This window comes from Amycolatopsis sp. NPDC034160, assembly GCF_055575355.1.
Genome location: NZ_JBVISU010000001.1, coordinates 389,700 through 404,622 on the forward strand (window position 1 = coordinate 389,700; position 14,923 = coordinate 404,622).

Below are 14,923 nucleotides of genomic sequence, written 5' to 3' on the forward strand. Positions count from 1 at the left end.
TGGCGCTACGCCTTCTTGTCCAGCGTCGATTTGATCTCTTCTTCGGCGTTCGTGAACGCCGTCATCGATCGTTCGACGTTGTGCTGCATGCCGCGCAGCGCCTCGACGATGTTCGCGAACCCTTCGGACGAGCCCTGCGCGCCCGGCTCGTAGTCCTTCGCGAACTCCTTGCCGGCGTCGTCGTTCCCCCAGCACTGGCCGAGCGAGTTGATCGCGGCCAGCAGTTCCTTGCCGACGTCGTCCAGCTGATCCGCGGCTAGCCCCAGTTTGGCCGCGGCCGTTTTGACCGCGTCCGGATCCGCGGTGAATCCGCCACCGCCCCCACCGTTCGGCATCAGACTCCCCTGGTCAGCCAGCTCGAAGGCGGCTCTTCCTCATCGTCGTCCTGCTGGCGCACCCGTTTGGGAACCGGTTTCGGTGCCGGTGGCGCGGGTGGGGCCGGAGGAGGTGGCGGCGGAGCGTCGTCCTTGCGCAGCAGCGGATCCTCGAAGTCGTCGTCGGACTTCGCCGGTGCGGACGGCGCTTCTTCCTCGGCGAGGAAGTCCGGGATCGCCGGCATCAACCCCTGCAGCGACGGCGCGCCTTCGATGAGGTCCGAGAGATCCGGCAGCCCTTCGGTGATCGGGGCCATCAGGTCGGCGACCTGCTGTTTGACCTGCAGCGAGCCCTGACGGACCAGGGTCAGCACGGTGTTGGCCAGCTGCGCCGGGTTGGTGCGTTCGAAGGCGTTCGGCTGGATCTCGAGTTTGGCGAGCGTGCCGGTCGCGTCGATGGTGGCGCGGACGAGACCGTCCTGCGAGACCACCGTCGCGGACATCTGCGAAGCGGCTTCCTGCGCGTCCCGGAGCTGGGCCGTCTGGCGCTCGAACTGTTCGAGCAGCGTGTCGACCTGATCCTTCATGGCGGCATTGCGCGCTTCGAGGCGCGCGCTGTCGTCGCCTGCCGTCGTCACTTGAGCCCCCGGAAGTACTTGAACCCGGGCATACGCCACCCGGTGTCGGTAGGCGTCACCCTAATGCCAACGGAGGAGTCAGATGGCCGCATCCGGCGTTTTCGTACATCGCGGCCGCTTGAAGAAGGAGGTCGGTGCGCTCAAAGGTCGCCTCTCGGCGGCTATGCGCAGTGTGGCTCCAGCCGGACGGTATTCCACAAAGGCGGTTCTTCAGTGAGCCCGGGGGACACGGAAAGCGCACCGACCTGGTGTGTCCAACGATGCTCGTGATGCTGTTGTTCCCTGGCCGGACGATTTGTCTCCACTCGAAGTGGGATCATGGCGGATGTGCCAGCGGACGCCGAGGTCGAACCGGGAACGCTCCTGGTCGCCGCCCCCACGATGTTCGATCCAAATTTCCGGCGGACCGTCGTGTTCGTCATAGATCACCGGGACGAGGGAACGCTCGGCGTCGTGCTCAACCGCCCGAGTGACGTCCCGGTGTACGACGTGCTCCCCAACTGGGGTGGACACGTCGCCGAGCCGCAGTCGGTGTTCGTCGGCGGGCCGGTGGAGAAGAAGACCGCCTTGTGCCTGGCCGCGCTGCGGACCGGCGAGACGGCGTCCAGCGTGCCCGGCGTGATCGCCGTCCGCGGTCCGGTCGCTTTGGTCGATCTCGACACCGATCCCGAGGTCCTGGTCCCGAAGGTCCGGGGCGTGCGGGTGTTCGCGGGGTACGCGGGCTGGGACTCCGGCCAGCTCGCGAGTGAGATCGAACGCGACGACTGGGTGATCGTCCCGGCGCTGCCCAGCGATGTCCTCGCCTCGCCGCACCACGATCTGTGGGGGCAGGTGCTGCGTCGTCAGGGCATCCCGCTGGCGTTGCTGGCCACCCACCCGGGAGACCTGCAGCGCAATTAGGCCGTGGCGGTGTCCGCCTTCTTGAAGACACCGCAGGTCCCGCAGGCGCAGCCACTGCACCCTGCCGGTGCTTCCGGCGCGGCGGGTTCGGGCGCGGGGACGGTCGCGGCCGCGCGGTTGCCGAGCACTCCCCCGGCGGCGACCAGCGCGATCATCCCGACCACGCCCACGACCGAGGCCAGCAGCAGCCCGGACGTCGTCGGCATGATCAGCGCGGCGGCACCCGCGAGCACGGCGATCACGCCGCCGACCAGCGTCGGGAGCCCGGCGACCTTGTTGCCGAGGCGGAAGGCGTCCTCGCTGCGCATGGTGGCGGCGGTACGCACGCCGGCGCCGCGGTCACGCGGCAGCTTCTCACGCAGACCGAGGAAACCACCCCAGCCGACGAGGACACCCAGCACGATCGGGACCAGCGCTATGACGAACACTCCACGAGGATAAGCGTGACGTTCCGGCAACCTGCCGGATACCCTGATCGACTGTGCTACAGGCCATGTCACGCCGAGTTCTAGCAGCCGCCCTGATCGGGGCCGTTCCCCTCACCCTGATGGCGGCCCCCGCCGCGCAAGCCGAGCACCGTCCGTTGCGGTTGATCGGTGAACAGACCGTCCCCAATTCGCTGCTCTATCAGGGCACCGTCGTCGGCGGGTTGTCCAGCATCGACTACGACCACCGCACCGGCGAGTACGCGCTGATCTGCGACGATCGGTCCGCGATCAACCCGGCCCGGTTCTACACGGCGAAGTTCTCCCTCGACGCGAAGGGACTCGGCCCGGTCACCTTCACCGGCACCAAGCCGCTTCTGCGTCCTGACGGCACGCCGTACCCGCCGCTCGCGAAGAACGATCAGACGCGGCCGCAGAACATGCGGACGATCGACCCCGAAGAACTCCGTGTCGACCCGTGGACCGGCGACTACCTCTGGTCGCAGGAGGGCGAGCGCTCCACCGCCGCGCTGATCGATCCGTCGATCCGCGAGGCGAACCGCGATGGCTCCTACGTCCGCGACCTGCCGATTCCCGGCAACGAGAAGATGACCACGACCGCCGGGCCGCGGCAGAACCTCGTCCTCGAAGGCCTCACCTTCGCCGGCTTCGGCTCGCTCGTCGCCAGTTCGGTCGAGGGACCGCTCGTGCAGGACGGTCCGGAGCCGACCACCACCTCGGGCGCCCTTTCCCGCATCACCCTGCAGTCGCGTTTCGGCCCGGTGCTCGCGCAGTACGCGTATCCGCAGGACAAGGTCTTCGCGTCGCCGAACCCGCCAGGCGCGTTCGCGACCACCGGCGTCTCGTCGCTGCTGGCCGTCGACCAGGCCGACCCGACGCGCTATCTCGTGATGGAGCGCGCCTTCGTCACCGGTGTCGGCAACAAGATCCGTATCTACGAAATCGACACGAAGGGTGCCACGAACATCGCGAAGACGCCTTCGCTGGCCGAAGCGAAGAACATCAAACCGGTCAAGAAGCGCCTGCTCGCCGACCTAGCCGACTTCAAGTTGTCCACTGTGGACAACGTCGAGGGGATGACCTGGGGCCCGCGCCTGCCGACTGGGGAGCGCAGCCTGGTGCTGGTCAGCGACAACAACTTTTCGGCGACGCAAGTGACCCAGTTCATCGCTCTGGCGGTCCCCTCGGAACGGCTTTGACCAGCGGGTTAGACTGGGCACATGGACACGGCTCGGCTGCTCCTTAGCCTGCCGCGCTGAACTCGGCCGATCGGCCGGGACCAGCGCGGCGACCCCTCATGCCCTCCGGGCTGAGGGGTCGAGTTGTTTCTGGAGTGGCTTGACGTGGATGAGCACGGAGGATTTCGGCGATGAACCAGGCGAGCGAAGGCGCCGACTCGGCCCCTCAGCACCGCTACACCGCGGAGCTGGCGGGCCAGATCGAGCAGCGTTGGCAGGACTACTGGTCCGACCACGGCACCTACCAGGCCCCGAACCCGGTCGGCCCGCTCGCGGACGAGAGCGAAACTGGCTCGTCCGTCCCCTCGGACAAGCTGTTCGTCCAGGACATGTTCCCGTACCCCTCGGGTGCGGGGCTGCACGTCGGGCACCCGTTGGGCTTCATCGCGACCGACGTTTTCGCGCGGTACCACCGCATGATCGGGCGGAACGTGCTGCACACGATGGGCTTCGACGCCTTCGGCCTGCCCGCGGAGCAGTACGCGGTCCAGACGGGGCAGCACCCGCGCAAGACGACCGAAGAGAACATGCAGACCTACCTGCGCCAGATCCGGCGGCTGGGCTTGGGGCATGACGAGCGTCGCCGGATCTCCACGATCGACCCGGACTACTACAAGTGGACACAGTGGATCTTCCTGCAGATCTTCAACTCCTGGTACGACGAGAAGGCCGGTAAGGCCCGCCCGATCGTCGAACTGGAGACCGAGTACGCGCGGGACAAGCGCCGTACGCCCGACGGCCGCAACTGGTGCGAGCTGACCCGTGCGGAGCAGCTGGAGATCATCGACTCGCACCGGCTGGTCTACATCTCCGAGGCGCCGGTGAACTGGTGCCCCGGGCTGGGCACGGTGCTGTCCAACGAAGAGGTCACCGCCGACGGCCGCAGTGAGCGCGGCAACTTCCCGGTGTTCCGGCGCAGTCTGCGGCAGTGGATGATGCGCATCACCGCCTACGCCGACCGGCTGGTCGACGATCTGGACCTGCTGGACTGGCCGGAAAAGGTCAAGTCCATGCAGCGCAACTGGATCGGCCGCTCGCACGGCGCGCGCGTGTCGTTCGATTCCGGCGACAAGAAGATCGAGGTCTTCACCACCCGCCCGGACACCCTGTTCGGCGCCACGTACCTGGTGGTCGCCCCCGAGCACCCGCTGGTCGACGAGCTGACCGCCGCCACGTGGCCGGAAAGCGTCGACGCCCGCTGGACCGGCGAGGCCGCCACCCCGGCTGAAGCCATCGCCGCCTACCGGACCGCCGCTTCGCGGAAGTCCGAATTGGACCGTCAGGAGAACAAGGAGAAGACCGGCGTCTTCACCGGCTCCTACGCGGTGAATCCCGCCGACGGCAAGGAAATCCCGATCTTCGTCGCCGACTACGTCCTGATGGGCTACGGCACCGGCGCGATCATGGCGGTGCCCGGTCAGGACACCCGAGACTGGGAGTTCGCCGAGAAGTTCGGCCTGGAGATCATCCGCACCGTCCAGCCGACGGACGGCTTCGACGGCAAAGCGTTCACCGGCGACGGCCCCGCGATCAACTCTCGGCAAGAAAATGGGCTCAGCTTGGACGGCATGGGCGTCGACGAGGCCAAGAAGACGATGATCGGCTGGCTGGAGGAGCACGGCCACGGCCGCGGCACCGTCCAGTACAAGCTGCGCGACTGGCTGTTCTCGCGCCAGCGCTACTGGGGCGAGCCGTTCCCGGTGGTCTACGACGAGGACGGTCAGGTCCACGCGCTGCCGGACAGCATGCTGCCGGTCGAACTGCCCGAGGTCGCCGACTACTCGCCGGTGACCTTCGATCCGGAGGACAAGGACAGCACGCCGTCCTCGCCGCTGGCGCGCGCCACCGACTGGGTCGAGGTCGAACTGGATCTGGGCAACGGCAAGAAGACCTATCGCCGTGACATCAACACGATGCCGAACTGGGCGGGTTCCTGCTGGTACCAGCTGCGGTACCTGGATCCGACCAATCCGGACGTGTTCGTCGCGCCGGAGAACGAGGAGTACTGGGTCGGCCCGCGGCCTGCCGAGCACGGCGTCGACGACCCGGGCGGCACGGACCTGTACGTCGGCGGTGTGGAACACGCGGTGCTGCACCTGCTGTACTCGCGGTTCTGGCACAAGGTGCTGTTCGACCTGGGCCACGTCTCGTCCAAGGAGCCGTACCGGAAGCTGTTCAACCAGGGCTACGTCCAGGCTTACGCCTACACCGATTGCCGCGGCGTCTACGTCCAGGCCGACCAGGTCGAGGAACGCGACGGCAAGTTCTTCTTCGGGGACGAAGAGGTCAAGCAGGAATACGGCAAGATGGGCAAGAGCCTGAAGAATGTCGTCACGCCTGACCAGATGTCCGCCGACTACGGCGCCGACACCTTCCGGTTCTACGAGATGTCGATGGGCCCGCTGGACGTTTCGCGGCCGTGGGCGACCAAGGACGTCGTCGGAGCGCACCGATTCCTGCAGCGGCTGTGGCGGCTGGTCGTCGACGAGGAAACCGGCGAACTGCGAGTGTCCAATGTGGACGCGAAGGACGAGGATCGCAAGCAGCTGCACAAGACGATCGCCGGTGTCCGCGAAGATTACGCGGAACTGCGGTTCAACACCGCGGGCGCGAAGCTGATCGAGCTGAACAACTACGTCACCAAGACCTACGGTTCGGCCGAAGCGACGCCGCGCGAGCTGGTGGAACCGCTGGTGCTGATGCTGGCGCCGCTGGCCCCGCACCTGGCCGAGGAGCTGTGGAAGCGCCTGGGCCACGCGGATTCCCTGGTGCACGGGCCGTTCCCCGTCGTCGACGAGAAGTACCTGGTCGAGGACACCGTGGAGTACCCGATCCAGGTCAACGGCAAGGTGCGTTCGCGGATCACCGTGGCGGCCGACGCGGACAAGGACGCCGTGCAGGCGGCGGCACTGGCCGAGGAGAAGATCGCCGCACTGGTCGGCGACGGCACGCCGCGCAAGGTGATCGTCGTGCCGGGACGGCTGGTCAACATCGTGCTGTAGTGCCGTGACCGAAAGGCGCCAGCGTCGAGGGTCGTGAGGCGATTCGATGGAGTTGTTCAAGGACAACGAAATCGAACGGAGAACACCCCATGACCCTCGACGGCAAGGTGGCATTGGTGACCGGCGGCAGCCGCGGGATCGGTGCCGCCACGGCGATCCGGCTCGCCGAGGACGGCGCCGACGTCGCACTCACCTATCAGAACAACGCCGAACTCGCGGCGGGCGTCGTGGACGAGATCAAGGCACTCGGCCGTCGTGCGCTGGCGATCCAGGCCGACAGCGCCGACGCCGCGGCCCTGGTTTCCGCGGTCGACACGGCGATCGCCGAGTTCGGCAGGCTCGACGTTCTGGTCAACAACGCGGGCGTCGGTTTCGTCGGCCCGCTCGACCAGACGAGCCTGGAGGACATCGACCGCGTGCTGACGGTCAACGTCCGCGGTGTCTACGTGGCCACGCAGGCCGCGGCTCGGCACCTCGGCGACGGCGGGCGCGTGATCACCATCGGCAGCTGCGTTTCGGACCGGGTGCCGGGTCCCGGGATGTCGCTGTACGCGGTGAGCAAGACCGCGCTGCTCGGCCTGACCAAGGGCCTCGCCAGGGAACTCGGCCCGCGCGGGATCACCGTGAACCTCGTCCACCCCGGACCGACCGACACCGACATGAACCCGGCCGACGGCCCGTACGCCGCCGACCAGCGGAGCCTTACGGTGTTCGACCGCTACGGCTCGCCGACGGAGGTCGCCGCCACCGTGTCGTTCCTGGCACGGCCGGAAAGCAGGTACGTGACCGCGACGACCGTTTCGGTCGACGGCGGGCACGCGGCCTAGTTGATCGACAGGCCGATTTCACGCGCCAGATCGGCCAGCATGGCGTCGAAGAGGACGTCCGGTTTCGAGAACGGGATCGGATAATTGCCGAAGACCTCGAGCGTGACGTGCCCGTAGAGCCGGGCCCAGAACTGGATCATCAGGTACGTCACGCCGAGGTCGAGCTTCTCCAACGGGAACGTCGCGCCGGATTCCTCCAGCACGGCCAGCAATTCCGCCCGGAACGACGTGAGGTCGTCACGGAGTTCGGCGGGAACGACGTCGTTCGACGGCGTCACCAGATCGTGCATCGCGAGGACCCGCCCCGCCGCGGCGAGGAAGATCTTCCCGAACGGCTCGTCCAGCCTGTTGCCCGCGTCTCCCGCCGGCGACGCGAAGACCAACGTGAATTCTTTGGTGTGCGTCAACGCCCACCGCCGAAATCCCTTGCAGATGGCGAAAAGCTGCAACGCGCCCTCGTCCGGCAGCTGCGCGATGTCCTCGGCGAGTTCGGCCGCGAGATCCGCGACGACGTCCGCCCGCAGATGCTCGACCAGATCGTCGCGTGAGCCGTAGTAGCGGTACAACGCCGGCGCCGTGATGCCGAGCTCGCGCGCGATCGCCCGCAGCGTCACGGCCTCCGGGCCCTGCTCGACCAGGAGCGCCCGCGCCGTCCGGCGGATGTCCTGATCGGTCGCGGCCCGCTCGCGACCCCTGCGGTTGGGGTTGCTCATCCGGGCATTCTAAGTGGCCAGCGCACCGATACCGGGGATCAACCCAGAAGGCGGGCCTGGAGCCTCGTGAGTGGCCGGAGCGCCAGGAAAATCGGCACGGCCATCCCGAGCGCGACGAAGAAGTGCACGATCCACGCCCCCGCCAGCGTCGGACCGCCCCACGTGCCCTCCGGGTCGCTTCCCGTCCAGAACAGACCGTAGGTCGCGATACGTCCGACGAGATAGAAAAGCAGCAACGCGAGAAGGAACGCGACCACACTCGGACCGAAAGCGGCCACGAATCGCGGCCGCGCCCCGCCCGTCTGCCCGAGCCAGTGCCGAGCGAGCCCGCGCTGGGCCTTCGCGCCACCGAGATACGCCGGAAGTGCGAGAAGCGCGTAGATCGCGCGTTTCCAGTCCGAAATCGTCATGACCGGCACGCTATGGGGCCGTGACCTGCGCGAACACCGGGTCAGCCGCCGACCCGAGTAGGGAAAACCGGAGGTCGCTGTGGTGATCCACACGACCGGGGTGCGGATGCGCGGGAAACGTTCCCCGATGTCAGACGGATATGCCACACTCGGTCGCCGAATGGCTACGACGTGAACAGGGGAGGTTCGCGTGTCGAACCCTGAGCAGCTCTTCGCTGATTTCGAGGCCAAGCTGGTCGACGCCCAGCGAAAAGCGAATCAGATGCGGACCGAGATCGAAAGCGTCTCCGTGTCCGAACGCAGCAAGGACGGCCAGATCTCGGTCAAGGTCAACCACGCCGGGAACCTGGTGGGGCTGGAGATCGGCCCCTCGGCGCGGGACAACCCGGCGCTCGCGCAGGAGATCCTCCGCGTCGTCCAAAGTGCCCAGAGCAAGCTGGCGAGCGCGGTGCAGACCGGCGTCCCGTCCATCGCGGGCACCGAGACCATGGACGAACTGGTCAACCAGCTGCACAACGAGTACCCGGAGCCCGAGCCGACAGGCTTCGTCGAGGGCGGTCACCGGGAAGTGGACGAAGACGACCGCTTCGTCGCCGAAGACGAACTCGACGCCCCGCCTCCCCCTGCCGCCCCCAAGCCGCCTGCGCCTCCCGCCCCGCCTCACGCCGCGCGCAGGCAGCAGACGGACCACGAGGACGACTACTTCACCGGCGGCGACTTCCTGCGCTGAGCGGGTACTTGAGGGAGGGGAACAATGGGGCAGCCACAAGGGGATCAGGGCTTCAGGGTCGATCCTGCGGAGCTCGCCGCGCATCGCAACACAATCGATTACTTGGGGCAGCGAGTCGCGCTAACCGGGTCCGCGGCAGACGCGGCAATGGGTGATGAAGCGTTCGGCTTGGTCGGAATTCCCCTTGCCGCGATCTGCGCCACCGTCCAGAGCCTGGCGAGGAGCGCGATCGAGTCCGCTGTCGAAGCCTCGGCGGACCATGCCGATCGTGTGCACACCTGGCAACAGAGGAAACAAATGCAGGAGGACGAGTTCAAGAGCCTCTTCAAGGTGGAGGACTGACCGATGGCAGAAACCCCCGTCGCGGCACAGGGCCCCAATCCTTTGATCAAGACCGACGCCGCTGAGGATGAGAGCTCGCTCGAAGGTGCGGGAATCCTCCAAGACTTTTGGGACACCGGCGCCAAGATCGCGAGTGGCGACTGGGCGGAAGGTTTGGCGAACTTGGTCAACGGCGTGAGTGGCCTGGCCGATCTCGTAGCCGATCCGCTCGGGACGCTGGCGGCGTCGGCCTTCGGTTGGATCATCGAGCACGTCCCGTTTCTCCGTGAACCACTGGACTGGCTAGTCGGTGATCAGGTCGCGCTGGACAACATGATCGGGACTTGGGAGAACATCGGGAAAGAACTCGAATCAGTCAGTGAAGACCTCAATAAGGCCACGGAGCGCGACAGTGCGAATTGGACCGGTGAAGCTGCGGATGCCTACCGAGCCTTCGCGAAGAATCGCGCCGACCTGTACGCGGGCATAGCCTCGGGCGCGAACTCCATCGGGACCTTGGTCAGTGTCTGCAAGATGATCCTCGCGGTCGTACGGACCATCGTCCGGGACTTGATTTCGGAGTGCCTCGGGAAGCTCGTGAGTATCGCGATGCGTTATCCCGGGCCGGCGATGCCTGCCGGTATCGCCGCGGAAGGAACCCCGAAGGCCATCAGCTACGCCCGCCGGTGCCTTGACTGGATCAAGAAGCTTACCAAGGCCTTCGACAAGGCGAAGGGCCTCTTCAAACGTCTCACCGACGGTTTCGACAAGATCAAGGATGCCTTGACGCCGAAGGCGCTGAAGAAGTTCACCGGTGGCGGGAAGAACGCGGTCGACGGCGCTGGGGAGACCACTACTTTCGCATCGAAGGTCGCTGAGGCGAGGAAGGACTTGCCCGAGTCGCGTAAGCACATCTTCGGCTTGGAGAACACGGCCAAGGACAAGAGTCTCACCGAAAACCTGTCTCAGGCGAAGGAAAACCTGACCGGCAGGCTCCAGGACCGCTACGGCGAGGAATTCCAGTCGAACTTGACAAAAGAAAAACGGAAGTTCATCGGGAAGAAGATCGACGAGACGACCGGAGACGTGCTCGGTGAGGATGAGGAACCACCGAGCAGGAAAGCACCGTCTTCTGCCGGGGTCATGGGTCCGTACAGTGCGACCGGAGCCCCGCAGACCTCAGCCGAACGGGAAGACGCGGCCGCCGAGGCGCCGATCTTCGACCAGCAGGGCGGCCAGCGAATCTCAGGTTCTCTCTAGAGCTGCCAGCGACTCGATAGGAATTCGAAGTGACAGACGATCGGTTGGTGGTGATCTCGCGGACGCCGGGGGTCGTCGGTCACCTGGTGCTCGTCGTTCTGTTCGGCACCTTGGCCGCGGTCATGGCCTTCGGGGTGTTCGGCGACTACAAACCGGCTGTACGCATCGTCGCCGGAGTGCTCTGCGCGGTTTTCATCTACTGCGGAACCATCGAGTTCCGCAACTACCGCACCCCTCCGCCCGCTGACGAGCTGATCTTCGAACCGACCGGGATCATTCGCATCAAAAACGGTGTGGTGGCATGGGTCGCCCGGTGGGAAGACATCGAAAAAGTCTGCTTGAGCCTCAAGTTCCGCGAGTACACCCAATACAGTCGTCGAGCTGACGATTTCACCCTGATCATTCGACCGGGAGCGAACTTCGATGCGCAAGCCGCGGGTTTCGCCCGTGAGCCCGACGGAGATCTCCAGGTCTCGGATATCGACCTCAGGCCTCGCGACGTGGAGTCGTTGTTGCCACTTCTGGTCAGGTACGTGGATGTCGCGGTCGAGGACGACAACACCGCTGTGCGGACTGTGCCTGATGAACCGGTGGTGACCACGGCCCGAGAGGAAGCCCTCGAAGTCGTGGAGGACACGGTGAAGATCCACGTGAACGGCTGGGACAAGCGCAAGATGTGGGTCTTCCGGTTCGTGTCCCTGACGATTGAGGTCTGTGCCTTGGTCGTCGCCGCAGCGACCGCGGGCACTGTGGTGCGGGTGATCGCGTTCGTGGTGCTCTTCGCGCTCTTCGCGGTGACCATGGTGGTCGAAGGGCTGGAAGGTGCAACGCATGAGAAGAAGAGGAAGGTCGTGCTCGAGCTTGGGCCTCGGGGCTTCTACTTCCGAACTTACGGCACGTTCGTAGGGGTGTGGTGGCACGAGATCGACGCGGTCCGGTGGGGGGTCGATCACGGCTCCATCTACTTGGATTTTCTGCCGAGTTCGGACATGTTCGCGATTCGTCACCCGCGTTTGGCGGAGCTGACCAGGAGCGATCCGTACAACGCCGAGTCCGGAATTCTCGAAGGCGGTTGGTACCGGTTGGGCAGGCCGTTTTCCGCGAACGCGCGTCGTGAGCTCGAAACCGGCATGCGGAAATCCGAACGCGTGGAGTTCCGGGAGACGGCCGTTGCGAGCTGACGGCCCCCGCTGCCGCCGAACGACGAAGCGGGGCGCCGCCGGCGCCGATCACTCGGGGGGCTACGTGATCGACGCCGGCGACCCGATGCCTCGACCTCGGCTCGCGCCGGGATCGGGGCAACGTCACCGCGTGAACGCGGCAACGCATCTGAAGAGCGGTGGTGTTCGCCGAAGTGACGTCCGGGGGAAGGTTATCCCCCGAAAGAGTGACGGCGTTCCGCTACTCGCCTGATTGTCGCATCAGGCACCGGGAAAGTTACAAAGTTCTTCACATCTTCGCCGACGGTGGGGACATCGCCGGACAACAACTGGTCATGGGATCGTTTCCTCCATGACTTCTCAGGTACTGGTCATCGGTTCCGCCAACGCCGATCTTGTCGTCCCGGTCGACCGGCGACCTGCGGGTGGCGAAACCGTACTCGGTGGCGACACGGCCTTGTCGCCGGGTGGCAAAGGAGCCAACACAGCGGTCGCCGCGGCTCGGCTCGGGGCCGACGTCGCGCTGCTCGGGGCGGTCGGCGACGACCCGTACGGCGAACTGCTCAAGCGGTCGCTGGCCGAGTCCGGGGTGAACACGGGCCCGTTGCGCACCAGCGAGCGTCCGACCGGCATCGCGTACATCACCGTGACGCCCGACGGCGAGAACTCGATTCTCGTCTCGCCGGGTGCCAATTCCAGTTTGCGGCCCGAGGACGTCGACCTCGATGGCGCCGAGATCGTGGTGTTGTCGCTCGAGATTCCACTCGAGACGGTCGAGCACGCCGTCGCGAAGGCGGCCGAGGCCGGGGTTCGGACGCTGCTGAACCTGTCGCCAGCGACCGAGCTTTCCGCGAAGACACTGCAGAACCTCGACGTCCTGCTGGTCAACGAGCACGAGGCAGCTTTCCTTCTCGGTGGCGAAGCGGATTTCCCCAAGCTGCTCGACCTCGGTCCGAAGGCCGCCGTCGTGACGCTCGGCGCGAAGGGCGCGGCGGTGGTGACCGCGGACGGTGTGGTCGAGGTGGCCTCGCCGAAGGTCGACGCCGTCGATACGACGGGTGCCGGGGATGCCTTCGCGGGTGCGCTCGCCACGTCGCTCGCGAAGGGCGAGGAGCTGGCCGACGCGGCGCATAGGGCAGTGAAGGTCGCTGCGATCACCGTGACGCGGCAAGGCGCTCAGCCTTCGTATCCGAAGGCGTCCGAACTGGAATGAAGTCTTCTTCTGTGTTGTGCTGTTGGCTATGAGCCAGGTCACGCCGCCTATGAGATATGGTCTAGACCATGCCGTCTGAGTCACTGACCGGGGTCGCCGTCAGTCCCGGCCGCGCGAGCGGTCCTGTCGTCCGAGTCGCCGAACCCCTCGGCGAACCCGCGAGCACACCGGCGCCCGCCGATCCCGCCGGCGAGGCCGCCCGGATCGAACCGGCCGCCCAGATCGTGGCGGCCCGGCTCGAGAAGCAGGCCGAGACCGCGACCGGCGAAGCCGCGACGATCCTGATCACCACCGCGGCCATGGCGGCGGACCCGGCTCTCGTCTCCTCGGCGGAGGCGCTGGTCAAGGCTCAGAACCTGCCAGCCCCCCGTGCGGTGCACGAGGCGGCGGAGAAGTTCGCCGAAGCGCTCGCGGCCGCGGGCGGCTACATGGCCGAGCGGGCCCGAGATGTCCGCGACGTACGCGACAGGCTCGTCGCCGAACTGCTCGGCATCGCGCCTCCTGGCGTTCCTGAGCTGGCTTCGCCGAGTGTGCTCGTCGCGCGCGACCTCGCTCCCGCCGACACCGCCGGACTCGATCCGGACAAGGTGCTCGCGCTCGTCACCGAAGAGGGCGGCCCCACCAGTCACACCGCCATCCTCGCCCGCGCGCTCGGCATTCCGGCCGTCGTCGCGGTGCGCGGGATCCTCGCGCTCGACGCGCAAGCGCTTGCGGTGGACGGTGACACCGGTGTGGTGGAGCTCGCGGACCCCAGCGCCGAGGTCGTCGCGGCCGCCAAGGCCGGCGCGATCGACTGGAACGGCACCGGTGCGACCGCCGACGGCCACCGGGTGAAGGTGCTCGGCAACGTCGGTTCCGCCACCGACGCCCAGGCCGCGGCCGAAGCGGGTGCGGAAGGTGTGGGCCTGTTCCGCACCGAGTTCTGCTATCTCGACGCCTCCGCCGAGCCGAGCGTCGAAGAGCAGCGCAAGGCCTACACCGCCGTGCTCTCGCCGTTCCGCGGCAAGCCGGTCGTCGTCCGCACGCTCGACGCGGGCGCCGACAAGCCTCTCGCCTTCCTGGAGCCCGAGGTCGAGCCGAACCCGGCGCTCGGCGTACGCGGCCTTCGTGTCGCGTTCGACCGGCCCGAGATCCTCGACCGCCAGCTCGAAGCCATCGCGGGTGCCGCGCAGGATTCCGGCGCCGAGGTTTCGGTGATGGCGCCGATGGTCGCCACCGCCGCCGAGGCCGCCTGGTTCGCCGAGCGGGTCCGTGCCGCCGGTATCACCCGCGCGGGGGTGATGATCGAGATCCCGGCCGCCGCGCTGACCGCTCGCGAGATCCTCGACGCGGTCGACTTCGTGTCCGTCGGCACCAACGACCTCGCGCAGTACACCTTCGCCGCCGATCGCCAGCTCGGCGCGGTCGCCAAGCTCAACGATCCCTGGCAGCCCGGACTGCTGCGCCTGCTCAAGGTCATCGGCCAGGCCGCCAAGGACACCGGCAAGCCCGCCGGAGTCTGCGGTGAGGCCGCGGCCGATCCGCGGCTCGCGCTGGTACTGGCCGGGCTCGGTCTGACCAGCCTGTCGATGAACGCGCCCGCCGTGCGCGCGGTCGGCGCGAGCCTGGCCGCCACGACACTCGCCGAATGCGAGGCGCTCGCCGAGGCCGTCCTGGCCACGGCGGACCCGGCCGAGGCACGCGCGGCGGCCGCCAAGCGATAGCAAAGGTCCCTTGCTCCCCCGATCCGAAAAAGATCAGGGGGCATGTCG

15 protein-coding genes are annotated in these 14,923 nt (G+C 67.0%); 10 read left to right on the forward strand and 5 right to left on the reverse strand.

Annotation, left to right across the window (positions count from 1 at the left end; genetic code table 11):
- Window positions 1-5: 5 nt before the first annotated feature.
- Both ACZ54P_RS01870 and ACZ54P_RS01875 read right to left on the reverse strand, forming a co-directional pair.
- A complete protein-coding gene (locus tag ACZ54P_RS01870; protein ID WP_465459672.1) occupies window positions 6-335 on the reverse strand; it encodes a WXG100 family type VII secretion target in 330 nt (109 codons plus the stop codon).
- Window positions 335-952, reverse strand: coding sequence for a YbaB/EbfC family nucleoid-associated protein (locus ACZ54P_RS01875; protein WP_465459673.1), 618 nt, complete (start codon window positions 950-952; stop codon window positions 335-337). Before ACZ54P_RS01875 ends, ACZ54P_RS01870 begins: the two co-directional genes overlap by 1 nt.
- Before the next feature lie 318 nt (window positions 953-1,270).
- On the opposite strand from ACZ54P_RS01875, the gene ACZ54P_RS01880 reads away from it, so the two are divergent.
- Window positions 1,271-1,852, forward strand: a complete 582-nt coding sequence (locus tag ACZ54P_RS01880; protein ID WP_465459674.1) for a YqgE/AlgH family protein — start codon at window positions 1,271-1,273, stop codon at window positions 1,850-1,852.
- Here ACZ54P_RS01880 and ACZ54P_RS01885 read toward each other — a convergent pair.
- Window positions 1,849-2,280 (reverse strand): SdpI family protein, encoded by a 432-nt coding sequence (locus tag ACZ54P_RS01885; protein WP_465459675.1) that lies wholly within the window; start codon window positions 2,278-2,280, stop codon window positions 1,849-1,851. The two genes, ACZ54P_RS01880 and ACZ54P_RS01885, sit on opposite strands and share 4 nt — an antisense overlap.
- 65 nt (window positions 2,281-2,345) lie before the next feature.
- On the opposite strand from ACZ54P_RS01885, the gene ACZ54P_RS01890 reads away from it, so the two are divergent.
- From ACZ54P_RS01890 to ACZ54P_RS01900, 3 genes are all read left to right on the forward strand, one after another.
- A complete protein-coding gene (locus ACZ54P_RS01890) occupies window positions 2,346-3,497 on the forward strand; it encodes an esterase-like activity of phytase family protein (protein ID WP_465459676.1) in 1,152 nt (383 codons plus the stop codon).
- A gap of 170 nt (window positions 3,498-3,667) precedes the next feature.
- Window positions 3,668-6,538, forward strand: a complete 2,871-nt coding sequence (leuS, locus tag ACZ54P_RS01895; RefSeq protein ID WP_465459677.1) for a leucine--tRNA ligase — start codon at window positions 3,668-3,670, stop codon at window positions 6,536-6,538.
- Between the two features lie 89 nt (window positions 6,539-6,627).
- Window positions 6,628-7,365, forward strand: a complete 738-nt coding sequence (locus ACZ54P_RS01900) for a 3-oxoacyl-ACP reductase family protein (RefSeq protein WP_465459678.1) — start codon at window positions 6,628-6,630, stop codon at window positions 7,363-7,365.
- On the opposite strand, the gene ACZ54P_RS01905 is transcribed toward ACZ54P_RS01900, so the two are convergent.
- Window positions 7,362-8,078: a TetR/AcrR family transcriptional regulator gene (locus ACZ54P_RS01905; protein WP_465459679.1), complete on the reverse strand. Its 717-nt coding sequence runs from the start codon at window positions 8,076-8,078 to the stop codon at window positions 7,362-7,364. The genes ACZ54P_RS01900 and ACZ54P_RS01905 overlap by 4 nt on opposite strands.
- A 38-nt stretch (window positions 8,079-8,116) precedes the next feature.
- Window positions 8,117-8,488 (reverse strand): hypothetical protein, encoded by a 372-nt coding sequence (locus tag ACZ54P_RS01910; protein ID WP_465459680.1) that lies wholly within the window; start codon window positions 8,486-8,488, stop codon window positions 8,117-8,119.
- A gap of 190 nt (window positions 8,489-8,678) precedes the next feature.
- Between ACZ54P_RS01910 and ACZ54P_RS01915 the strand changes: the two genes are divergently transcribed.
- The 6 genes from ACZ54P_RS01915 (at window position 8,679) to ptsP (ending at window position 14,875) form a co-directional block, all read left to right on the forward strand.
- On the forward strand, window positions 8,679-9,218 hold the full coding sequence (locus ACZ54P_RS01915; RefSeq protein ID WP_465459681.1) for a YbaB/EbfC family nucleoid-associated protein: 540 nt from the start codon (window positions 8,679-8,681) through the stop codon (window positions 9,216-9,218).
- Window positions 9,219-9,242: 24 nt separating this feature from the next.
- Window positions 9,243-9,560 (forward strand): hypothetical protein, encoded by a 318-nt coding sequence (locus ACZ54P_RS01920; RefSeq protein ID WP_465459682.1) that lies wholly within the window; start codon window positions 9,243-9,245, stop codon window positions 9,558-9,560.
- A gap of 42 nt (window positions 9,561-9,602) precedes the next feature.
- Entirely contained in the window at window positions 9,603-10,799 is a 1,197-nt protein-coding gene (locus tag ACZ54P_RS01925) for a WXG100 family type VII secretion target (RefSeq protein WP_465459683.1), read from the forward strand.
- Window positions 10,800-10,828: 29 nt separating this feature from the next.
- Window positions 10,829-11,980 (forward strand): hypothetical protein, encoded by a 1,152-nt coding sequence (locus tag ACZ54P_RS01930; RefSeq protein ID WP_465459684.1) that lies wholly within the window; start codon window positions 10,829-10,831, stop codon window positions 11,978-11,980.
- A gap of 331 nt (window positions 11,981-12,311) precedes the next feature.
- Window positions 12,312-13,172 (forward strand): ribokinase, encoded by an 861-nt coding sequence (locus tag ACZ54P_RS01935; RefSeq protein WP_465459685.1) that lies wholly within the window; start codon window positions 12,312-12,314, stop codon window positions 13,170-13,172.
- 68 nt (window positions 13,173-13,240) lie between these two features.
- Window positions 13,241-14,875, forward strand: a complete 1,635-nt coding sequence (gene ptsP, locus ACZ54P_RS01940) for a phosphoenolpyruvate--protein phosphotransferase (protein WP_465459686.1) — start codon at window positions 13,241-13,243, stop codon at window positions 14,873-14,875.
- The last annotated feature ends 48 nt before the right edge of the window (window positions 14,876-14,923 follow it).